The 24,550-nt window shown below is 49.1% G+C and carries 11 protein-coding genes; 4 read left to right on the forward strand and 7 right to left on the reverse strand.

The annotated features are described in order from the left end of the window. Positions 1-12: 12 nt before the first annotated feature. The 3 genes from BN2762_RS17945 to loaP all read right to left on the reverse strand — a co-directional run bounded on the left by BN2762_RS17945 (position 13) and on the right by loaP (position 13,445). On the reverse strand, positions 13-11,742 hold the full coding sequence (locus tag BN2762_RS17945) for a non-ribosomal peptide synthetase (RefSeq protein WP_055108264.1): 11,730 nt from the start codon (positions 11,740-11,742) through the stop codon (positions 13-15). 65 nt (positions 11,743-11,807) lie between these two features. Next, positions 11,808-12,554 (reverse strand): thioesterase II family protein, encoded by a 747-nt coding sequence (locus BN2762_RS17950; protein ID WP_230202635.1) that lies wholly within the window; start codon positions 12,552-12,554, stop codon positions 11,808-11,810. Positions 12,555-12,875: 321 nt separating this feature from the next. Beyond that, entirely contained in the window at positions 12,876-13,445 is a 570-nt protein-coding gene (gene loaP / locus BN2762_RS17955; RefSeq protein ID WP_055108266.1) for an antiterminator LoaP, read from the reverse strand. A gap of 569 nt (positions 13,446-14,014) precedes the next feature. On the opposite strand from loaP, the gene BN2762_RS17960 reads away from it, so the two are divergent. Then, complete coding sequence (locus BN2762_RS17960; protein ID WP_055108267.1) at positions 14,015-15,490, forward strand: MDR family MFS transporter; 1,476 nt, start codon at positions 14,015-14,017, stop codon at positions 15,488-15,490. A 138-nt stretch (positions 15,491-15,628) separates the two neighbouring features. Here BN2762_RS17960 and BN2762_RS17965 read toward each other — a convergent pair whose 3' ends face one another. Then, the gene (locus BN2762_RS17965; protein WP_055108268.1) at positions 15,629-16,486 is read right to left on the reverse strand and encodes a VOC family protein; all 858 of its coding nucleotides are present in this window, start codon (positions 16,484-16,486) and stop codon (positions 15,629-15,631) included. A 355-nt stretch (positions 16,487-16,841) separates the two neighbouring features. Between BN2762_RS17965 and BN2762_RS17970 the strand changes: the two genes are divergently transcribed. Further along, on the forward strand, positions 16,842-18,014 hold the full coding sequence (locus BN2762_RS17970; protein WP_222861096.1) for a copper amine oxidase N-terminal domain-containing protein: 1,173 nt from the start codon (positions 16,842-16,844) through the stop codon (positions 18,012-18,014). 143 nt (positions 18,015-18,157) lie between these two features. Here the strand turns inward: BN2762_RS17970 and BN2762_RS17975 are convergent, their stop codons facing one another. Then, positions 18,158-19,750, reverse strand: a complete 1,593-nt coding sequence (locus BN2762_RS17975) for an Ig-like domain-containing protein (protein WP_055108270.1) — start codon at positions 19,748-19,750, stop codon at positions 18,158-18,160. A gap of 349 nt (positions 19,751-20,099) precedes the next feature. Next, a complete protein-coding gene (gene thrC / locus BN2762_RS17980; protein ID WP_083485010.1) occupies positions 20,100-21,368 on the reverse strand; it encodes a threonine synthase in 1,269 nt (422 codons plus the stop codon). A gap of 131 nt (positions 21,369-21,499) precedes the next feature. On the opposite strand from thrC, the gene BN2762_RS17985 reads away from it, so the two are divergent. Continuing rightward, complete coding sequence (locus tag BN2762_RS17985; protein ID WP_055108271.1) at positions 21,500-22,402, forward strand: LysR family transcriptional regulator; 903 nt, start codon at positions 21,500-21,502, stop codon at positions 22,400-22,402. Here the strand turns inward: BN2762_RS17985 and aroC are convergent. Further along, complete coding sequence (aroC, locus tag BN2762_RS17990; RefSeq protein WP_055108272.1) at positions 22,399-23,454, reverse strand: chorismate synthase; 1,056 nt, start codon at positions 23,452-23,454, stop codon at positions 22,399-22,401. The two genes, BN2762_RS17985 and aroC, sit on opposite strands and share 4 nt — an antisense overlap. A 177-nt stretch (positions 23,455-23,631) precedes the next feature. Here aroC and BN2762_RS17995 point away from each other — a divergent pair, with 177 nt between their 5' ends. Further along, complete coding sequence (locus tag BN2762_RS17995) at positions 23,632-24,549, forward strand: LysR family transcriptional regulator (protein ID WP_055108273.1); 918 nt, start codon at positions 23,632-23,634, stop codon at positions 24,547-24,549. The last annotated feature ends 1 nt before the right edge of the window (position 24,550 follow it).

Raw genomic sequence — 24,550 nt, forward strand, 5'->3', positions numbered from 1 at the left:
TATCTTGGACGATTACAGATCGAATAACGCTTCAAGCTCTTCGCTGCTCAGATCCGCAGCATCCAGCGAATCTGCTTGCAAATGGGAAGCATCCTCGGCCAGGCTCTCGACAAGTACTTGTATATGGTTAAGGTATCGCTCATGCAAGCTGCGTATGGTTTCTTCCCGGTGGCAATTGGAGTTGTACCGGAAGGCAACGTTCAGCAAATCATCTGTTATCCAGCATGTTACATCCAATTTGACTAAAAAATGGTTTTCTGGTGCTGCATTGGCCGTGAGCTGGAAGCCCGAGAACAGGTCATGAGGGGCAAGAGGCGTGAACTCTCCCAAATAGTTGAACTGAACGTCCTTCAACAGCCTATCCCGCGCAGGCAAAAGCTTGGTCAAATAATTCAATATCCCATAATGAAAGCCATGATTCGGCACAGACTTCAACTGTTGGCTGAGATCGCTTAGCTGCTGACTCGGATCCATATCCTCTTGGAGCGTCATGCGAATCGGATACATCGCTGTAAACCATCCTACAGTTCTTGAATAATTGAGCTCATCGGAATGTCTCCCGTGACTTTCCATATCTAGAACGACTTCTTTAGTGCCTGTCCACGCCTGAAGGCATTTAACCAAGGACATAAGAAGCACATCCTGCACGGAAACGTTCGATATGCTTCTGCTGGCGATACGCTTCAGGGCAGCCGTCTGTTTCAGATTCAAGCTGCCTTCCACTGCTCTAAAATGCTTAAAGCGCCAGTCTTCCGTCTCCATATCGGTCGGGATGGAATAGTCGGTGTTGTGAACCTGGTTCCAGTAGGCAATATCCTCAGCAAAATCAGTTTGAGCTGCATATGCATGAAGCCATTCCCCATACTCCTGCAGTGATGCTGTTTTTGGCGGCAAGATAGGCTGTTCATTTTGTTCCAAGCTGCGATAGATATGAAACAGATCATCCAGCAAAATCCGCCACGATACGCCATCTACAATGAGATGATGGGCACAGAGCATGAGTTTCCATGTATGGAAATCTATCTGGACTAGCGCCGCACGGAGCAGCAGCTCAGAGGCCAGATCAAATTCACCCTGCAGTTCCCGGCTCACCTCATCCAAGCCGGCCTGCTTATCCTCCCATTGGCTCAGATCAACTACGCCGATTTGTAAACGCTCGCCCAGGTGGGCCTCATTATAATAGAAGCTTTTGCTGTCCAGCCTGCAATTCAAGCGCAATGCATCATGATGTTGAATTAATAGGTTCAAGGCGTCTTCCATGCGTTCAATATCAGGAACAGCGTTAAGATCCATTTGAACCGCTTGGACATAATGCCCCGGATGGGACCAGCCCAGCTCGATAAACCAATAATCAATCGGCGTCGGGAGCTTCTCCCCGCGGACAATTCCTTGCTCATACTGCCGAACCTTTGAATGCCAGTCTACGTTCTGGCAAATATCAGCTATGGTTTGATGCTTCAGAATATCTCCGACGCTAATGTTTAAGCCCCGCTCACTAAGCTTAGCCGACAGCTGTATAGCCATGATCGAATCTCCGCCCAATGCATAGAAGCTGTCATTCACCTGAATGCGGTCTGTTTTGAACACCGATTTCCAAGCCTTAATCAGCTGCTCCTGCTCCCAGCTTAGCGATACAAGGCTATCATCCTGATTCGAGAGCGTCTCATAGACGATAGGAAGCTGTTCCAGCGCCTTGCGGTCTGCCTTGCCTGAATGTGTTAAAGGCATCTCCGGCAGCCAAATAAAATAGGACGGAATCATATAATGAGGTAATGCCTGGCTCAGATGCTGCCTCATTAAGTGGGCATCCAGCGGCTGCGGAGCAACATAATAAGCGCATAAAAAGACGCGCTGCCCTTCCTCTGCCTCCCGTTTCAGCACAACGGCAACCTGACCGATATTCTCGTACTCTGCCAAATGAGCTTCGATTTCCCCCGTTTCAATCCGGTAGCCTCTAACCTTGACCTGAGTGTCAATTCTCCCCAAATAATGCAAGGTTCCATCCTTAGACCAGACGGCCAGATCACCCGTACGATACATCGTTCCAATCCCGGGAATAGAACTTGTAACAAAGCTCCGACTGGTCAGCTCCGCGTTGTTTAAATAGCCGCTGGCAACCCCGGATCCTGCTACGCAAAGCTCGCCCGGAATGCCTAGCGGCTGAAGCTGGCCCAGCTTGCTCAGCACAAATACCTTGACATTGCTTAATGGCTTCCCGATAGGTACTGCCGCTATTGGCCCAGGGGCAATTGAATATTTCGTAGCATAGACCGTGACCTCCGTAGGTCCATAAATGTTTTCCAGCCGTACGGCAGGCAGTATTCGCTGGAATCTCCGAGCCAAGTCAACCGGGAAAGCCTCTCCGGCGACAAATACATATTTAACGTCCTGTAGTTGTGAAGCAAGCTGCTCATACTGCAGCAGCAATTGAAGCATAGAAGGAACAAAATTCAGATGCGTAATCCGTCTCTCCCGGATGGTTGCAGCTAGGCTGGTAATATCCTTTTCAAGCTCGGGCGGTAAAATTACAAGCTTGCCTTCTCCGACAATCCAGCCAAACAGCTCTGTGACAGATACATCAAAGGTAAATGTTGTTTTCAGCAAATAGGTGTCATCCTTCTCAAGAGGATATTCCTCTTCCAATGCGTACAGAAGATTCAGCAGGCTGCCGTGCTTGATCATGACACCCTTAGGACGTCCTGTCGATCCCGAGGTATAGATGACATACGCTAAATCATCCGATGAATAAACCGGATTAAGTGAATGCGAGTTCTCTTCCAGATAGATGTCTTCATCATCCAATGCAATCATGTCAGCAGAAAGCTGTTCATAAGCGCTCATCCACTTCTGCTGTGTCAAAATGAGCTCCGAGCCGCTATGCTCTAATAAGTAGCGTACACGCTCCGCAGGGTAGTGAGGATCAATCGGCATGTAAGCGCCCCCCGCCTTCATGACTGCGATAATACCGATCAGCATTTCGAAGGATCGTTCCGCCGCCAGGCCGACAATTGAATTCGACTGTACCCCTCTAGCCCGTAAAATGTGAGCTAATTGATTCGTCTTCCTGTCCAATTCCCCGTACGTAAGCTGTTCATCCCCAAACAGCAAGGCTGCTCGATCCGGCGTTTCAGCCGCCCGCCGTTCAAACCGCTGCATAAGAGAAGCATCGCCCTCATAAACAGTATCCGTATCGTTTAAAGCATGAATCGTGTAATCATATTCAGCAGGAGATAGCAGGGCTGCTTTATCGATCCGCTCTTCCGCATGATGAATGAACCTGAACACTACTGCTTCGAAATATTGAATGAGCCGCTTGCTTTGCTCAGGCTCCCATACCGATCCGACCCGGATTAAACAGTGATCTCCTGTTGCCGATACAGTGAAATCCAGCAGGGTGTTATTCCTGTCATGCAGCATTTCCATATCCAGCTTGAAATCACCGCTGCCCATGCCTGCATCCTTTAATTCGTCATACACATGGAAATCAACAAAATTAAACATAGTGTCAAATAGAGGGTTCTCCCCTTGTGCCGATTCTCCCAAAGAGCGATAAATCTCCAACAGGGACAGCCGGCCATAGGCCTTTAATTGAATCTGTTTGTCCTGTACCGCCTGGAGCAAGTCCGCCCATGTCCAATCTTCTCTCATCACGATTCTGAATGGCACAGTGTTCAAAAAGCAGCCGAGCATGCGGTCGGCGTCCGCGCATTCCGGCCGGCTATGCTCAACCAACCCGACAAGCAGATCATTGTCATAAGAAAACATATTTAAGGCTGCAATATAAGCGGAGAACAGAACCGCCTTCAAATTGGTATGATGTTTGCGGGCAACCTTGTGATTTAACTGATTCAGCATCTCCTGATCCAGCGTATGAGTTACAAAGGAATATTGCTGTGCCTGATCCGCGGAAGAGGAGACCTCAAATCTGCGGTAATCCTCCAGCTCATTTCTCCAGAATACTTTGTAGCTTTCGTCATTTTTTAATCTTTCCTGCTCCAGCATGAAATCTTTGGGGCTTGCCTTCAAGCCTGGCGATACGACCGCAGCCTCATCTTGTCGGATATAGGCTTGAATCCAGCCAGTCATAAAGGCCGCCAAGCTCCAGCCATCCAGTATCGCGTGGTGACAGCTTACACAGACCTTCGCCTGATGCCGATTCAGCAGGAATACCTTGGCACGCCAAAGCGGAGCCTCTTTTACCAAAAACGGAAGCTTTCTGTCCTGTTCAAAAAATGAGTGAATGATCTGCGCCTGTTCAGATGGAAAATATGGTTCCAGGTTCACTGCCTCAAATTTAATAGGAATTTCCTTCCAAACGATTTGCACTGGCTCCGTAAATCTGTCCACCTCCAGCGAAGTCCTCAGGACAGGATGAACAGCCACCACGCTCCTTAATGCTGCTTCAAATCGCTGGATATCAAACGAATCTACACTCAGGTCATATCCAAATTGGTCATGGTACATCGCCGCATCGGGATTTTTCATGCTGTGATAAACCATTCCTAATTGAACGCCGCTCATCGGATAAACCTCTTCAATATTCCCGCCGCCCATTGCTTCGCACACCGTACGCTTTAGCGTCTCCCATCTCGCCAAGATCTGTTCATTGAGGAGAATCGGCTGCTCGGCTTGGGCAAGACGACCGCTTTGCATATAGGTGTACAAATTCCGGATCGTCGGGTACTGATAGAGATCCTTTATTGTGAGCTGACTGTCAAAGCACTCATTAATCGAGCTTAAAATACGGATCGCCTTAATCGAATCGCCGCCAAGGACGAAGAAGTCATCATGCACGCCAAAATGAAGACCCTGCAGCTTCTCCTGCCAGATGTCCATGAGCTTGCTTTCGCCCTCGTTGGCTGGTGCTTCATATATAATACCGCTTTCCATTTGCTCATCCGGTCCAGGCAGCTGCTTACGGTCAACCTTGCCATTGGCAGTTAGCGGGATATGCTCCATCTGTATGAAGTAGGCAGGAATCATATAGCCAGGCAGCAGCTGGCTTAAATATGCTCGGAGCTCGCTAGTCGTCAGTTTGTGACACGGTACAATATAAGCGATCAGCTCCTGCTCTCCGCTGTCATTAAGACGCGCTGCAACGACTGCTTCTCTCACACCAGAATGCTTGAGCAGTTGTGACTCAATATCTCCTAGCTCAATCCGGTAACCTCTTATTTTTACCTGCTGGTCGCTTCTTCCTTGGTACTCCAGACTGCCTCCCGGAAGCATTTTGACCAAATCCCCCGAGCGGTACAGCCTCTCACCAGCCACAAACGGGCTGGGTATAAACTTTGCAGCCGTTAACTCCGGTAAATTCAAGTATCCTCTGGCCAGCCCCTCACCTCCAATGAACAGCTCGCCTACTGTGCCGACAGGCATCAGATTCAGATGAGCATCCATCACGTAGGCTTTAAGCGTAGGGATCGGCTGACCGATATCACTGATATTGCTGTCAATTTCCTTGGCGGTAATACGCTTGAAGGTAACATGAACTGCGGTTTCGGTAATTCCGTACATATTAATGTATTCAATGGACGGGAAGGACGCGGCAATCTCCTTGAGCATTATAGGAGCTAGCGCCTCACCTCCAAAGATGACATACCGGATGGGCAGACTTGCCGTATTCTGCTGTAAAATTTCGTTGATCAGCCCATAAAAAGCTGTAGGTGTCTGATTCAATACTGTAACCTGGAACTTGTTCACCAGAGATAAAAATTGCTGCGGATCCTGTGCCGTCTCCTTGGGTACGATCACAAGCTTGCCGCCATGCAGCAGAGCGCCGTACATCTCCCAGACCGAGAAATCAAAAGTATAGGAGTGGAACAAAGTCCAGACATCGGCGGCCTGGAAATCGAACAACGGCTGATCATTGAAGAACAGCCTGACAACATTGCGGTGCTCCATCAGTACGCCTTTCGGCTTCCCTGTCGTGCCTGAGGTATAAATGACGTAGGCCAGGTCTGCAGGGGAATTTATACTTGGCAAATTGGAGCCGTCGCCCGTATATAGCTCATCTCGGTCAACATACAATGCCTGTCCTTCATAATCCGCAGGCAGCGGAAGATGTGTCTGGGTGAGCAGGACGCGAGCCCTGCAATCCTGCAGCATATATTGAATCCGGTCCTCCGGAAAATCCGGATCAATCGGCACATACGCCCCTCCCGCCTTCAGAACAGCCAATATTGCAATCACCATTTCCATGGACCGCTCGACGAGCATTCCGACAAGCTGCTCACGTTCTACGCCAATACTGCGCAAGCGGCGCGCTAACTGGTTGGCACGCTGATTCAGCTCGGCGTAGGTCAAGCTCTCTTGTCCGAAGCAAACCGCGGTTTGATTAGGTGTGGCACTGACCTGCTGTTCGAATAAATCTACAATATGACTGTCTTGCGGATAGGGGACTGCATGAAAATCATTAATACTCCGCAAATAGTGCTGTTCCTCATCCGCTAAAATTGAAATTTGTGATATCCGCTGATGCGTATGAAGTGAAATGCCTTCAAGCAATTGCACATAATGCTTCAGCAAGGCATTCATCCGGTCTTCACGAAACAGCTCTGTGTTGTATTCCAGATTGAGCAGGACCTTGTCGGCTGACGGATAGGCATGCAGGGCAAAGTCAAATTTGGCGGTATCCGTCGGTTGCAGGCCGACCTTCATATGCAGCTTGCCCAGGGTTGTATGCTCAAAATAATGATCATGCAGGGCAAATAAAATTTGAAATAACGGGTGTCTGGACGGATCATGCTGAACGGGCAGCATCTCAACAATATGTTCAAAAGCAGCTTCGCCATGAGCAAGCGTCTCCAGCACTTCGCTTTTAACCTGCTTCAAGCAGTCCTTAAAGGTGCTGTTGCCGGAGACTTGAAAGCTTAGCGGCAGCGTATTCACAAAATAGCCAATGAGATGCTTGACCTGCCGGGAGTTGCGATTAGCGGATATGGTTCCAATAATGATTTCTTCCTGCTGCGTGTACCGGTTAAGCAGCGCGACAAAAGCAGCCAGCAGGGTCATGTATAGGGTACAGTCCTCTGCTCTGCTGATATCCATCAGGCGAGCCGTTATTTTGCTATCGATTTCGCATACTGCCGTCTTGCCGTAATGACTGAGCACCCTGGGTCTCTTATAATCCGTTGGAAAATCCAAAGATGGAATGGCGTCCGCATAGCGTTGCTGCCAATATTCCAGCTGCTCGATATATGCAGGTTGAAGAATACGGTTCTCTTCCCATGCCGCATAATCAGCATATTGTACCGCAAGCTCTGGCAGTTCAAGCGGCGTTTGCTCGGAATAATGAGCATATAAGCTCTTGAGCTCCTCTAAAAACAGACCTACGGACCAGCCATCGAAAACAATATGATGCATCACCACAAGGAGAATATGACTGTCCGCACTGCATTTAATGAGTACAAAGCGATGAAGGGGAGCTTGCTCCAACTGGAATGGCCTGTTCACTTGCTCCTGAAGCATGGCCTCTAACATGGGCTTCTGTGCTTCCCCTGACATACCTGATAAGTCCTGAATTGAAAAATCAAGCCGGGCCCCGGGGTCCTGACAAACGGAAACTAAGCCGTCCTGCTCCATGAAGTAAGAACGGAGAACCTGATGTCTGTTCAGGATGTGCTGCAAGCCTTGCATTAAGGCCGTCTGATTCAGATCCCCCTGGAATTCCAAGGTGAAAGCCGTATTATAATAAGGGTTCTCCGGTTCTCTTCGATACAAGTACCATTGCTGTCTTTGCCCCTGTGACAGGCTGGATGTGCCAGGCTTGCCAGCAGGGGTTATCCATGTTCCTTGATCTGGCTGTTCTTGAATGATTATTCCGGCTAACCTGGCTATCGTAGCATTTTGAAATAAGTGATGAATCGTAATCGTTACATCAAATTGCTCCTGAATGGCGGAGGTCATTTGCAGCAGCTTAAGCGAATTTCCTCCCATTGCAAAAAAATTATCCTGAATGCCAACCCGCTCTTTCCCCAAAATCCCTGACCAAATACGGGCCAGCTTCTCTTCTGTTTCATTCCGTGGAGCAACATAGTCGGAGACACCCATCGACATTTCCAAATCCAATAAAGCTCTACGGTCAATCTGACCATCTATGGTAGTGAGAAGCTCATTTCTTATTCGGTATTTAATCATGTATGGTGCTTCGGGATAGAATTGCGACATATAAGCATCGATTCGTCCTCTTAGCTCCTGAACAGCAAGCTTGCTGTCGCCGGTTGGCGGAAAATAGACATAGACCGTGTATTCTGGCCGGGCAGGCTCGAGCATCTGCCGTGCGATCCGGTCCTTGCGCTCATTTAAGCCAATATAGAGAACCGGCAGATTCAGCGTACTCCCGATAACAAAAGAAAGTACACCTTGCTGGGGCGAAATCGGATGAAGGCCTTGTTCAATGAGCATAGACGAAATCGCCGCATTCCCCTTGCTCATCCCCAGGTTATCCCACATGCCCCAGGCCAGGCAGTGGCAGCGTATTCTGCTTGTATTTCTGATGTGCTCGCTGAAGGCCTCTACAAACCGGTTGCTTGCACTGTAAGGTCCCATTAGCATGCCAGGGTCTATAGTCTCCGTAGAGGAAGTGGTTACAAATATCGCTTCAGGCCGTTCAAGCAGCAGCTGATACAGCACAAACGTACCGTACACCTTAGCGTTGTACAGCATTTCGATCTGCTCATGCCCGCAATCCTTAAGAGCTGCCTGTGTGCCAATACCCGCCAGATGAATAATGCCGGACAGTCTTTTCTGATGCTTCCGCTCACTCGCTTCAATCAAAGCTTTCATTTCTTCATAGCAGGTCAGGTCTACAGAGTGGTAAGCTACCTCGCCTCCAGCTTCAGCAAGCTTCTGGAGCCCCAGATAACGACGCAAATGATCGCTCTGTCCAGAACCGCTGCCCAGCTCCAAATCCCAATGCTCCTGTGGCGGAAGCAGGGTTCTGCCGGCCAGCACAATGCTGGCATTGTAATGCTCAAGTAAATGCTGCGCCAGCTGCTCCCCCACTGCACCAAGACCGCCGGTAATCAAATAAAGTCCCTGCTCAACAAAAGGCGGGACTTCATCTTGAATCAAGGCTTGGACATCTACCCGCTCCAAGGCAGGAATATAGCGCGTCTGATGGACATAGCTCACCAATTCCCTACCAACGCCAGCCCTTAATTCATTCAGCACCAGCCTGCAATGCAGGCTGATATTAATCTCGTTAAAATCAATTTGACCCGTGCGTATGCCGGGCATTTCCTTCCCGGCTGCTTTTACTATGCTTTCGATCGTTGCCTTTTCGCTCGCAATCGTTGTATTCCGGTTATTACATGAATACGTCGTTATAACCAGCAGATCGGCGGGAAGCCTGCTCTCTTCTAACGCCTTATATAGAGAAATCAAGCCTAGAGAGCCTGTCGATTGTGCTAGCCTCAACTGCCCGGCATTCTCCAAGAGAAGATAGGGCGTGTAATTCCACAGATGAAGAAGCTGCCTGATGTCCGATCCCGTCTCGGCCAATTCATTCCATAGCGTCCTATAATCCTCGATACGCTCCGGGTGGATCTCAAAGGTTGATGCATCGATTTTTCTATAAGCTTGCCCCGGATAGACGTGATACACCTGTTCATCCGGCAGGGCAGCTGCAATAGCATTCCCTAGGCCAAGCAGATCCGAAAAGATAAGCAGCCCGCCAGCCGATTCCTTCTCCGGTGCTTCGGTCAGAGCCTGCTCCTTCCAGGCCTGTTGAAAGAACCAGGATGGCAGAGTATCTCTTTCCAAGTGGGTATTTACAAGCTTGAGCTCTTCATCGAATTCCCCGGCGTTGAATCTTCTCACTAATTCTCCATGCTGAATTTTGCCCGAATTGGTCTTAGGAAAAGCCTCTTTGGATACTGGAATAAGATAGGTAGGCTCAATGCCAATATGCTTGACTACATGATATTTAATATCATCTGCGACTTGCAGGTAGAAGGAAGGCTCCTGCATATACGGCGAGAAGAACAGCGCGAGCTGGTCCTCATGCGCGCCCGGAGCAGTAATGGCTGCTGCTGCTGAATAAGTGGTTTCTACCCCAAATACTTCCTCAATTATAGCTTCGATTTCGTAATTAAAATGGTTTTTTCCATTTAAAATAATAATATCCTTTTCACGCCCTGTCAGTGTCAGCGCGCCCTCACGCAAAAAACCCAAATCCCCCGTATTAAACCAGCCATCCCCAACAAAGGATTCCGAATTAGCGGACGGGTTCTTGTAGTACCCCGCCATTAAAGCCTCACCCTTTACTTGCAGACGACCGATTTGACCTTCCCGCTTAAGCTGATTGTCCTGATCCACGATCCGGATGGACATTCCTGGAACAGGCTTGCCCAGCTCTACGAAGGAAACGGAATTGATATGCTGTTCGTCTATTTCCTTGAGTGTTGTGCTCAAGCTTAATTTATCGATATGATAAACACCGGTTAAGCGGTCATGCTCCAAACAAAAACTTTTGGCGAAGGTTACCCCGGAAGATGTTTCAGACATGCCGAAAGCAGGCGAGATTGCATCCGGTTTAAGTCCAAAGGGAATAAGCATTTGCAAAAAGGCATGGGCGGTCTTGGGAACGATGCTTTCGGCCGCATTGATAATGTAGCGCATCGAGGATAGGTCCCAATATTTCTGTTTGATTTGCTCTGCCTCCGCTGCTATGAGAGCAAAGGCAAAATTGGGCGCCCAGCTCATGGAGACGCGGTGCTTGTCAATCAGATCCAGCCATTGCAGCGGCCGGGCCAGAAAAACCTCGGTCGATGCTATCACTTGCTTGCATCCCAAGAACACAGAGGTCAAGTGAGAGAAGACAATCCCGCCAACGTGATCCAGCGGCATCCAGTTCAACCATACCTCCCTGGAAGTAAGCTCGAAGTGAGCCGTGACGGATTGTACCAATGCAAGCAGACTGTGGTTGCGGTGCTGGACGCATTTAGGAATTCCTGTACTCCCCGACGTAAGCAGACTCATTGCGAAGCTCTCCCGGCCTTTTGCAGGAAAATCGACAGCAGCTTCATGCTTCTCCAGCGACTCGGCCGAATAGACCCGAATCTCTGTCATGTCCATCGTTTGCTCTAATGCCAGCAAATCCGGTACAAGCGCTTCATCCGCAATAATTGCAGGTCTGCCGAGCAAGGTCCAGGAATTAAGCAGCTTTTTTAAGGCCGCATTATTTTCGGCGTAAGACGGAGCAGCGCCGATAGGGGCCGGGATAAAGCCGCCCAATAGACAGGCCCAGAATCCGGAAATCAAATTATAATTGCTTTTACACTGGAATAGCACATGCTCTCCAAGCGTCAGACCCGCTTGCTGCAAGCCTGTTAGAATGCGCTGGGCGCGGTTCAAGATTTCGGCATACGTGATGAACAGCTCTGAGCCGGGCTTCTCCATAAAAACAATGCCCTGACCTTCTTTAGAAGCTGCATTCAACAGCAAATCTGCAACCGATTGCAGGTTGTCATCGAACTCCAGATGCCCCCCCTGGCTTATGGCCCATGCATCGCTGGCCACATTAGCAGCCTCATCAAGGCTCGCATTTTGTAATCCGGAACGATGCGCAAAGAGCTGGCTTCCAGCTTCGCCAAACAAATCCTTGACATTGATCGGCGGACTCTTCTCATAGCCTGCTTGCACCAGAACTGCCGCTCCCTCCCGGCCCAGCATTTCCTGCAAATCCGTTTCTATTTTAAAAGTGTACGTCTCGTGTTCGAGCTCTGCTTTCCGTTCCAAATTGTACCCCTCCCCGCAATAATTGGCCTAGATTTAAAACGTTATTACAACCTTTGAATCATCGTCTAATGCTGCCCGGACGAGCCTGTTGATTGAGCTGCACTCATTGTTTCAGGCAGAAGCTGGTCACCTATACATCGAATCAGCTCCGGATAACGATCCCAAATATAGAAATGTCCCCCGTCGATTGCAATAAATGAAGCCGAAGCATTCGTGTAATTCGCCCACAGCATAACTTCATCTCTCGATATCTTATCCTCAGTTCCGTAGAACACAGTAAGCGGACAATCCACCTTGACAGATAAATCTGCTTCATAGGTTTCAATAAGCCTATAATCGGCACGAATAATAGGCATGAAGGTTTCCTGCAAATAGTCGGAATGAACAAATTCATCAGTTACGCCGCCATCCTTATGTAGTTTTTGCAAGAAATCCGCTTCATTCAATACCGAATAACGCTCGATTAAATGATTGGTGCATGGGGAGCCCTTGGCGGAGATAAATAACCGCTCAGGGGAGGAGTACCCTGCTTCTGCGAGCTTTTTGGTTAATTCAAAGGCTATCAGTCCGCCCATACTGTGACCGAAAAAGCAGTACGGATCATCGGGCCGCCTCTCCAGCAAATCTATAACCTCCGGGACTATGTGATTGATTAAAGATTCCATACTGGTATGTAAAGCTTCTCCCATTCTCGCCCCCCTTCCCGGCAATTCGAAGGGAAATACAGTAATAGCATCAGTTCCAAAGTGAGGCTGCCAGCCAAAATATATCGCCGAGGATCCGCCGGCATAAGCAAAGCAAATAAGCTTCATATTGTTCACAGTAAACACCTCAACCTCAAATAATCGATAAGTATTAAGTCATTACAGCTCAAGGTGAAAGCTTCAAAGGAAAGGTCACTTTACTTGAAAAGCAAAAGAAAAAAAGCCATTTCTTTAGATAAGAAGTGACTTTAAATAATTCTAACTATTCCTATGTTTTTAATATGAAATTGGGCACAGCTTCGCCCGCTCATCTATATAGAAACATATAGACTACTTTTGCCCGATTATAATCTCAGAGATTTCTCAACGTACCGAAGCAGCGTTTGATTCTTCTCTGATACTTGTATGAATCTTCAAGAAATAAGATCTTTAATGTACTTCAGGCGGGGACAGCACTTCGACCCCTACATCCACTTCTATTGATTTTCCCATCAGTTCAAGCACAATCCGTGCCCTCTTCTTGCGCTTGTCGATCTTCTTAATCATACCTTCCCTGCCCTTTAACGGGCCGCTTCTGACCTGTGATCTTGCATTCTCTACATACAGGACAGAATAGTTGATGATTTCATCGTGATCCATCAATTGCGTAATTAAGGTCATTTCCTCTTCATCAATTTGCGAGAATAAGCTCGTGGAGGAAGAGTTCGTTTCCTCATTTTTTCCTGTTGGCTGTTCATCAAATTTATATTTATTAAGAAGCTTATAACATCTAGGAATCTTCTTTAAGCCATAATAAGTGTCAATACTCATCTTAGCTTTGATAAACACATAGCCCGGAAACAAAATTCGGTTAATTTCATAAAAAACACCATCTCTTTTTTCTCTTAATCTACGTTTTGGTACGATTGGCATGACAATAGAGGAATCAAATTGCTGCTGAATTGCAGACCGAACAATGTCTTCCTTCCCTGTCTCTACAAATAATGCATACCATTTCATGGATTAAAACATGTCCCCTTTTCTGATGTTTTAACCTACTATTTGCTTCAAGCCTTTTTAATTGTCTCATACGCCTTTTATGGCTTATAAATTTATCAATTCACCTCCTCTTCTGCGATTTATTCCAGGTTAGTCTATCCTCCCCTTGTCTCCGTTCTGCCGAGTTACAGGCTATTAAAAATTGGAATCAGACACAAATTGTCTAAATATTTTCCTTATTTTGTCTTCTGATAACAGCAATTCTAGCATATCAAATCGACAGCGGTCAACCAAATATTGCCAACATATTTCGACAATAAACGATATTAAAACTGTAAAAGCTGTCCCTTAAAAACAACCCAGCCATACAGTTTGTGCCGTCCCATAGGCCCTCCAAAATAATTAAAATATTAATTATATCGTGATGCATTTTCATCCTAATCTGACTTGCATGCAGAAATGGATGTATCATGCGCCGTTCATGGAAATTTTGATTATAATAAAAAATTACAATTTTAAACGATGAAATTTTACATTAATCTGTTACAATAACACTGATCAAAAATAAAAAATAAGGATAGGGATGAGACTTGAATTCTACTTCTTCTACACAACAACAAGATATACAAAACATCAAGAAGCTGCCGATATTGATCTCGCTCATCATCGGGGCATTCTTCTCCATTCTGAATGAAACGCTGCTCAATATTGCTCTGCCGAAGCTCGAAGTGGCGCTGGAGGTTTCTGCTTCTACGCTGCAGTGGCTCGCTACGGGGTATATGCTCGTCGTCGGCGTGCTCATTCCTGTATCGGCGCTGCTCGTACAATGGTTTACAACCAGGCAGATGTTCCTTGGAGCTATGGTGCTGTTCACGGCGGGAACGCTTCTGTGCGGAATTGCCCCGAATTTTGAATTATTGCTGATCGGTCGTTTGCTTCAAGCAAGCGGAGCAGGCCTAATGCTGCCCGTCATGATGAACACGATTCTCGTGCTTTATCCGCCGGAGACACGCGGAGCAGCTATGGGCACGATCGGGCTCGTGATCATGTTTGCTCCAGCGATCGGTCCCACGCTTTCGGGCTTGATTCTGCAGTTTGCCGACTGGCGCTGGCTGTTTTTCCTCGTGCTCCCTTTTGCCGTGCTTTCCATCGCGGTCTCATTCATTTTCTTGAAAAATGTAACCACCGTTACCAGGCCGAAGGTCGACGTGCTGTCGATCCTGCTGTCGACCCTCGGGTTCGGCGGCATCGTATTCGGCTTCAGCAGTGCGGGAAAACCTGAGGCAACCTGGGCCAGTACGGAAGTATACGTCCCTTTAATTGTGGGCGGTGTATCATTGCTTCTATTTGTCATCCGGCAATTGAAATCGAAAGAGCCTATGCTCGACCTTCGCGTCTTTAAATTTCCGATGTTTACGCTCACGACGATTATGCTCATCATCGCGATGATGACGATGTTCTCGACGATGCTGCTGCTTCCCTTCCTGATGCAAGGGGTATTCCTGATGACAACCTTTGCGGCCGGGCTTGTCCTGCTTCCGGGAGGATTGCTCAACGGACTCGTATCGCCGATTACCGGCAAGCTGTTTGATAAATTCGGCCCGCGCGCGCTCGTCATTCCCGGCAGCATTCTTCTGCTCCTCATTATGTGGCTGTTTACGCGCATTGATTTGCAGACGACCACGACAATCCTGGTCATCCTGCACATTCTGATGATGATTGCCATAGCGATGATCATGATGCCGATGCAGACCAATGGATTAAACCAGCTGCCGCAGCGGCTCTATCCGCATGGAACGGCCGTACTGAATACTCTGCAGCAAATCGCCGGCGCCATTGGTGTCGCGCTGTTCATCAGCATTATGACATCAGGGCAGCAATCCTATTTCATGACGCTGACGGCGGAACCTACACCTGCACAAATCGCGGAGGGACTGCTGGCCGGCATTCATCGTGCTTTTGTCGTCGGCCTCGCATTCGCCATCGTCGCTCTAGCGCTTTCGCTATTCACGAAGCGGACGAAAGCCCCTGTGGAGCAATTGGCTGCCGATCATTCCGCATCCTAATGCTGCTGTTAGCATCATTTTCCGTAATACAAGAAGGACGATCTCCTAGCCTCTTAGGCTTGGAGTCGTCCTTTTTGCTGACTAAGAATAATGATATTCGCTTCAGATGCTGCCGTTAACTGTGTATTCGGATGCTTCTTATCTTTCAAAGCCAATGCGGACATGAATGCCAAACGGGTCGCTTAAGGCAATAACGTCATCTTGACGCTGGCAGGATAAATCCGCCTGTCTGATTCGCCCCTCTACTTCGGCAAGGGCCTGCAGATTCGGTAGTGCAACGGTATAATACGCCAGACCCGTTGCATCGGCGGCCGCAGGCGGCGCGCCTACTCCTGCCCAAGTGTTCAGCCCGATATGATGATGATAGCCGCCCGCGGAGATGAACAATGCCGCTGATCCGTAATGAGCGGTAATCTCGAAGCCGAGCACGTCGCAGTAGAACTGCTTGGCCTGCTGCAAATCGCCGACGTGGAAATGGACATGCCCGATCACCGTTCCTGGGGGCAGCCCCTGCCACTGTGCCTGCTCGGAAATGCGCAGCAGCCCCTCGATATCCACGGGATCCGTCGTCATGACATATTCCCCGCTGGAGCTGCGCTGCCATGTATCCCGCGGCCGATCCGCATAAATTTCGATCCCGTTATTATCCGGATCGTTCAAATATAGCGCTTCACTTACAAGATGATCCCCTTGTCCGACCGCAATGTTATGCTTGATCAAATTACGCAGCGCTAGTCCGAGCGATATTCTGTCAGGCACTAAAATGGCAAAATGGTACAAGCCGGAGGAACGGCCTGCCGAGATGCGGTAGTTCTCGTTCGCTTCCAGAACAATCAGCGTACGCCGCCCATCAGCAGTCAGCTCCGCCGTATTGCCCTCTTGCTTCAATAGCTTCAGCCCGATGACCTCTTCATAGAATGCGATCGAGCGTTCCAGTTGTTGGACCTTCAAACGTACCAGGCCTATCTCTGCCTGGGGATGTATCGATTGTGCCATGACTGCGGCCCCTTCCATCTGAGTCTATAAAGTATGCAGCATTAAACTTGTAATCAACTTAGTTACAATTGTTGTAATCAGTATAGTTACACTTATACCTTTTGTCAATCATCAGGCCAACGAACACTTCTGGAAGTGAGTATCTGTAATGTGTGCTAATTGCAGCGCTTATATTAAGTACCTATAGTCGGTACCTGTACTTAGTATCTGTAAACAGCTTCTATAAAATCAGTATCTATAATAAGTACCCGTTATGAGTACCTAAAATGATGTGCAACTTTTTACCATGTTCTTCGTCCAAAGATTATATAAGAGCATTAAAAACTTTTACAGTCAGGAGATTATGATGATGCACATGACAAAACACGTTTCAAACAAATTAGCCATGCTCGGGCTGGCCGCCCTGTTAACCACCGTTCCTCTCGCCTGTTCATCGGCTACTGCAACCGCGGCTGCGGCCACCAGCGCCAAGACACAATCCAATATCAAGCTGACCATCAACGGACAGAAACATTCGCCTTCCTCTGCGCCTTTGATGCATAAAGGAGCCGTCTACCTGCCTTTGCGGGATATCAGTGAGCTGCTTGGCAGCGTCGTGTTCTGGAATGCGAAGGATAATAGCGTGACGATGACGTACCCCAATCGCGTAATTTCTATGAAATTGAATACTTCAACCGCTATGGTCAACGGAAAGACAGTGAAGCTGAATTCGCCGGCCATCATCAAAGATGGGCGCACCTTCGTCCCCGTTCGCTTCTTCTCAGAAGCGATTGGAGCCATTGTAGATTGGAACGCTACCTCGAAGACCGTATCTCTGACTCAACAATCTATCTATGCCAAAGGAGGCGGAGTGAATACAACCGTTTGGCTGAATAAGGAGACGGGCGATGTGTATTTGGCCTATCCTTTTGAAGCGGATCCGGTTCACGTTGGACAACTAGACATAGACGTCAAGGAATTTTTGGACATCACAGCCTACAGTATGCCGGGCGGACAGCAAAGCTATATCATTACAGTCGAGGACAACTATGGCGAGCCCCATGTTCATACCAACGTGTATACGGCGATGATCAAAGACAATCAGCTTGTCAAACAAAGCAAAGCCTATTACTTCCAACGGTATGAGAAAAATGCCGTACTGGATCAAGAAGGAAATGCTGTCTTGAACGATGGCAAGCAGCTCACGATCATCGACGAACAAGGCCGCATCATCCAACAATATGACCTGCCCAAGCTGACCGGGAAGGATGAGAACCACTCCGTTCTGGCTGTCGCCTCATCCTATTTGCTCGTCCGGCCAAACCTGAGCGGACATCTGACCTTGATCAATTTAAAGGACCAATCGGCTACCCTCCTCTACCAAGAGTTCTTAAGCGGAACTGATCGCGAGTATGCCGAAATGAACGATGTGCCGTATTGGGGCGATAACCTCGTATTTATAGGCGAGGCTCCGGATGGCTCTCTGCAATTCGAGAACCACAGTCCTTTTGGCAGCAAGGATAAGAAATACACATACAAGTTGAATTAGCAGGAATGATCCATGGAGGACGGCTTTATCTATCTAGAAAAGCCCATCGCTCTGCACTATCAGCAACACCTGCTTAACTATACGTATATAATGAGAAAGAACCGGGTCCCCCCGGTTCTTTCTCATTATGGCATCAAGGATGATCAATAAACATCAAGAAGCGCTGTGTCCTCATAGCCGTTGTAAGTTACCTTCAAAGCGGTTCGCCCTATTTTTAACCCGATAATGTGACCATCCTCTATTCGAGCGATAGACGGATCACTGACTTCAAAAGAACTCTCAGCCGTAATGTCTGTAAGCTTGTTGCCCTCCTGATAGTAAACGACTAGATCCAGCGGTTGGCCGATATTAACACTATATTCTGCAGAATCCAACAGAACAGCTGTATACGTCCTCACGACAAAGACGGTGGCTTCTGCCGAAATGTTGTTAAATACCGCTCGAATCTTCGTTTGTCCGAGACGATGCCCTGTCAGATTGCCATCCTCATCAATAGAAACAATAGTTTCATCTTCCGAGCTATAAGCAGCTTGTCCGGTGACATCGCTCTTCACTCCGCCATACACAGCTGTCACTACCGTATCGAGCCTCTGCCCCTCGACCAGCGAGTAAGCGTTAGAGTCAAAGCTCAGGCTATCTTCCAAAGGAGCTTCCTCATTCGCCCCTTTGAATTTCAGCAGCTTTTGACCTGCAATTACAACAGCTCCTCCGTCCGTTGTAGGAGCCAGCTTGCTTAATTCGCTCAACGCTCGCTGCCATTGCACATTTCCGTTTTCATCCGTCTTATAAATGCCTTCTGTCGTACCTACCAGATAACCGCCATCCGCTGCTTCCTCAAGGGATTTCACTTCTCCTTTAAAAGAAAGCGGGAGATACAGCTCCGTCTCGTGTGAGGCTGTATTTTTAAGGAATACAACTTCATTCGTCTCGGCATCCGTGGCAAAAATGATGTATCCTCCATCATCCGTTGCAAGCGCCGCTCCGCTAATAAGCCCCTGATATTCCTGTGTTTCCAGGATCTGACCCTCTGCATCGAGCCGCCATACGTATTGATTTCTATAGTAACCGTTATATCCTTCCACCAGGTAGCTTCCGTCCGTCAATTTAATCAATCTGTCGGAATGATATCCGAAACTCGCAAATGTATCGCCGAGCTTGGTCGACCATACCGTTTCTCCTTGATCCGTAACTTTGCCGGCGAAAGCTCTGTCATGAATATTAAACCAGCCCCCCAGATTATTGGCATATAGTATCCCTCCATCCTTTGCGAGCCGAATATCTGAAAAACCCGGAGAGGTACCGCCAGTGAGATGTATATATGCTACACTGTTACCTTCGGTATCATATTTTTCGATAAAAAACGGGCTGTTCCGCTCCCTTCCAATTCCGACAGTGCCGCCAATTAAATATCCTCCGTCCGGTGTAGTGGTTCCAGCTCCTGGAAGATATCTTCGGCCGGGTTCGGAGTTTGCCTCATGAAATTTCTCCCAGTATAAATAACCTTCTGTATCGGTCTTAGCTAAATACAAGTCAAAGCTTGGTTTATGAGAACCAATTAGGGAGTATCCGTCCTCCGTCTGCTTCACATCGATGAATCTAATGTCCTTACTTAAAGTCCGTTCCCACTCCAATTCGGCTTCATTGCTTGCCGCGATAGTCCCTCCTGTTGGTAGAACGGTGAGGAGCATAACCGTTAACAGCCAAGTAAACCATTTTTGATTTAGACGTTTATTCATGTTTCTTCCCTCCAATAAATTAGAATGAAATAAAGGATTGATGAAAACGCCTGCTGCTGTCTTTGAATTTGAACGATGCTCCCCTAAGAGGTAATGTCATTTAGTTCATCCGATCTTTCACTGGAGCCACTCACAAGGCACGCCAGCTTTTTCCACCGATAGTGAAGCCACCTCTCTCCCGTCTTATCTCATAGATTAAACCTTGACCAAGCTCGAACTGAAACCACCTCCCAACCCAAGTTATATAGTTAGACTTAAAAATAGCCTGGAAGTTTCGTTATATTTTTCCATATTTTCATAATTTATTTATTCAATTAATAGAGTCATTTAGGGATAATCCCCAACACGATTATGGCAACTTATCCCTGACACTCTTCGGCGACAAAGGCTCATCGCCCAGATGGAGCATTTCCTCTCCATACATCTCCTCCAGCGCATCCACATCCTTGAGGATATGCCCGGTCAAGATCGCTGCCGCAGTCTCCTCCGGATCGATCACGCCACCCGCACGCAGCTTCTTCAGCCCGGCTACCGTTGCGGCGGAGGCCGGCTCGCAGCCGACTCCACTGCTGTCTATAATCCGCTTAGCCCGCATTATCTCCTCATCGCTAACCGATACCGTTACACCTCGGGTAAGCTTCAATGCAAGCAGTGCCTTGCGCCAGCTCGGCGGATTACCGATGTTCATGGCACTGGCCCTCGTCCGTGGCTGCGGATCAGGTATTAGCATCTGCTCGTTATTCTGCACCATTCGATGAAACGGACTAGCCCCTTCGGCCTGAACAAGCGCGATGCGCGGCAGCTTATCGATCATGCCCAGCCGCCATAAATCGTCCAATCCTTTGCCCAGGGCGGAAACATTGCTAAGCGCCCCTCCAGGGATCGCGATCCAATCCGGCATCTTCCACCCAAGCTGCTGCGCCAGCTCATAGATGATGCTCTTCTGCCCTTCGATCCGGTAAGGGTTCAACGAATTGCACACATAGAGGCCGAGCTCATCACCCCAACGCTCCAAAAATCTGATCCCGTCATCATATGTCCCATTAAAACGGATCACTTGCGCGCCATATGCAATCGTCTGATTGATTTTTGCCGGAGAAATATCGCTGGCCGGCGCGATAACAAGTGAAGCCCGGCCGCACCAGGCCGAATACATGGCGAGCGATGCCGAGGTATTTCCGGTAGAGGAGCAAGCGAAGACATCTCTTCCCAAGGACAACCCATGGGAGACGGCAACGACCATTCCGTTATCCTTGAAGGAGCCGCTCGGATTCTCGCTCTGTGCCTTCAGCCTGATCTCCCGTATTCCTGCATACGCGGCGCTGACCTCGGAACGGTACAGGCCTGTGTTTCCCTCACCCCTTGTGATCATGGCCGCCTCCGGAAGCTCTGGAGCGATCAGCTCCGCATACCTCCACACCCCGCTGGCATGAACATCTCCCCGTAGATGCAGCCTTTGCTCAAACAGCCGCTTTAAGTGTTCTCCATCCAAGCCGCTCAAATCACGCTGCAGCTCCAATATCCCCCCGCATTGGCAGCGAAGCTGCCAATGTCCGCTAATCCCGGCCCCGCATTCCAAGCAGACCAGCATATGTCCCCGATTTATGCTATTTGTCATCCCATTCTCTCCTTCGCTTAACAGGTGAATTTGTCATCCTACAAACACCATAACGGATAGCAGAAAATAAGAATAATATATATAATTTAGTTATATATAAATTTAATTTATGTATAAGGGAGACGAATTTCATGAACCTTCATGCACTACGCATTTTTCACCAAATTTCACAAGCTGGAGGAGTAAGCAAAGCCGCTGAAGAGCTTAAGATTAGCCAACCGGCGGTCACCATGCAGCTCCGTAAGCTGGAGAGGGAATTGCAAATGCGCTTGACGCGGTCGGAAGGAAGAAAGGTCGTGCTGACCGATGCGGGGATTTGGCTGGCTGCCCAGGCGGACAGGCTGTTTGCCCTGGAAGCGGAAATCGACAAGCAGTGCGGCGCCTATCAACAGGGAATCATTGGCAGCCTGAAAATATCAGCCACCTATTTGCCGGCAAATTATTTACTGCCGGCATGGCTGGCGCAGTATCAGCTGAGGCATGCCGGCGTTGAAATCAGTCTTGTATCGGGCAATGTGCAGTTTGCGATCGACAAGCTGCTTCGTTTCGAGACGGATATGGCCTGGATCGGCGACTCGCGCAGGCGGCTCCCGGCCGGCGTTGACGCCATCCCTGTGCACGAAGACGAGCTCTGGTTCGTAGCTTCTCCGCAGCATCCGCTTGCCGGGCAAAGCGCTGCCCCTGCCGAACTGCTCGCCTCTCCCTTTGTACTCAGAGAACCCGGGAGCTATACGCTTGAGGCTCTGCTGTCACTCTGCCGGACAGCAGAAATACCCGAACCGCTGCCCGCGGTTCGGGTAAATGGGCCCCAGGAGGCTCTTCGGGCTGCGCTTGCCGGGCTGGGGATTACGCTGACGTCAGCCATGGAGGCGCATTCCTACGTAGAGAACGGCTCGCTAATACGGATCGAGGCCGAAGGCCTTAAGGCGAGCAACGTTATTTCCTGCTGCGTGCGCTCCGGCGATCCCCTGCCTCCGCAAGCCAAATCCTTTCTGGAGCTGGTTCAGAAAGCTGGTGTAAAATGCTTGATTTAGCCGAGCATGGCAGCCTGCCGCTTGTAATGATCCTCAAGCACCAGGCAGGCCATCGCTTCAACGACCGGTATAATCCGCGGGCAAATGGATGGATCATGTCGGCCTTCCGTAATGATTTGCTGCTCCTCGCCTCGAATATTCATCGTTTGCTGAGGAACGGAAATCGACGAGGTTGGCTTAACGACGATGCGGAAGACGATTTCATTCCCCGTGCTAATCCCCCCGAGAATGCCGCCGGCATTATTGCTCAAAAATCCGGACGCATTCATCTCGTCGTTATGCTCGCTGCCCAGCATGCCCGCTGCAGCAAAACCCGCTCCAAACTCGATCCCTTTCACGGCACCGATCGAGAGCATCGCCTTGGCAAGCTCTGCATCCAGCTTATCGAAGACCGGCTCTCCCAGCCCTGCCTTTACGCCGCGGATTCGGCACTCTACAACGCCGCCGCAGCTGTCTCCCGCGGCTGCAAGCTGCTCTACCCGTTCAATCATCCGCACGGCGGCATCCGGATCACAGGCCCGTACCGCATTCTGCTCGATGATTTCTTCATTAAAGGTCTCGCAGCGAATTCCGCCGAGCTCCTTCGTATAAGCTACCACTTGAACGCCGCGAAGCTCCAGCAGCCTGCGGGCGACTGCGCCGGCAGCCACTCTGCCCGCCGTCTCTCTGCCTGAAGCTCTGCCGCTGCCGCGGTGATCGCGGATTCCGTATTTTTGCAAATAGGTATAATCGGCATGTCCCGGACGAAAAGCATTTTGAATGTCGCTGTACGCCTCCGGCCGCATATCTTTGTTTTCCAGCATAATGAACAGCGGCGTTCCCGTAGTCTTCCCTTCAAACATGCCGGATTTAATGCTAATGATGTCGTACTCTTTGCGCGGCGTAGTCACCGAGGATTGCCCCGGCTTGCGGCGATCCATCTGAGCCTGAATGTAAGCCTCGGTCAGCTCTACTCCCGGTGTAACTCCATCTACAATCACACCGACAGCCGCCCCGTGAGATTCTCCGAACGTCGTGATTTTGAACACTTCTCCGAATGTGTTTCCTGCCATATCGATCTCTCCCTCATTCTTCTAGGTTGACAGCTTCTTATATCTCTCATTATAATTTGTTCATTGATATAAATGAAATCGAAATTTCACTGAGTTGATATAGACAATATTTATATCAACTAATTACAATGTTAATATTCACAAACTAAGGACATCCATATGACGGGGTGATAATAGATGGAACAGATTCCCTTAAACCAAGTCAATATCGAGCTATATCGCATTTTTCTGCATACCGCACGCCTCGGCAATTTGACCAGGGCGGCCCAGCAGCTGCACATCACTCAGCCGTCCGTCAGCTATGCGATCAAGCAGCTCGAATCCCATCTCCAGGTCAAACTGTTCGATCGCCTCTCCAAAGGAGTGAAATTAACGCCGGAAGGACAGGCATTGCTCGAATACGTAGAGCAATCCTTCGCCTTGCTTCACGCCGGCGAGCAGAAGATCGCCAATCTCCGAACATTATCCAGCGGCGAGCTTCGCGTCGGCGCAAGCGGACCAATGATCAAGCATCTTCTCCTGCCGGCGCTGGATCAATTTCACGGTGAATATCCCGAGGTCAGAATCCGCTTGTCCCAAGGCAAGAGCAGCGATATTCAGCACCAGCTGCTGGAGGGGAAAATCGATATCGGGCTCGTCCATTTGCCGCTGAACGATGAGAGGCTTGTCTCTCATCATCTTATTTCACAGCAGTATATTTTTGTCGTCGGATCAGCCTATCGTCACTTTTCCGCAAAGCCGCTTAAAGCAAGCGAGCTCCATCAAATCCCCCTGCTCTTGTTCTCCAAAGACAGCAGCACGCGTCATTTCGTCGAGAAATGGCTTCATGCCCTGGGAGTCGATGTCCAGGTCGACATTGAGCTGGGCAGCCTGGATATGCTGATCGAATTCGCCAAACGCGGCTATGGGGCCGCCTTCGTCGCCCGCTCCTTCGCTATCCCGGAACTGCACGCCGGAACGCTGTTCGAGCTGCAAATCGCCGAACCGATTCCCCTGCGCTCCATTGCAGTGGCGACGCGCCGGGACATGTCGTTATCGATTAGTGCGAAGCAATTTATGGAGCTGTTGATTCAGTCTCTCAAAGCTTTACCGTAGC

The sequence above is a fragment of the Paenibacillus ihumii genome, from assembly GCF_001403875.1.
Classification (GTDB): Bacteria; Bacillota; Bacilli; order Paenibacillales; family Paenibacillaceae; genus Fontibacillus; species Fontibacillus ihumii.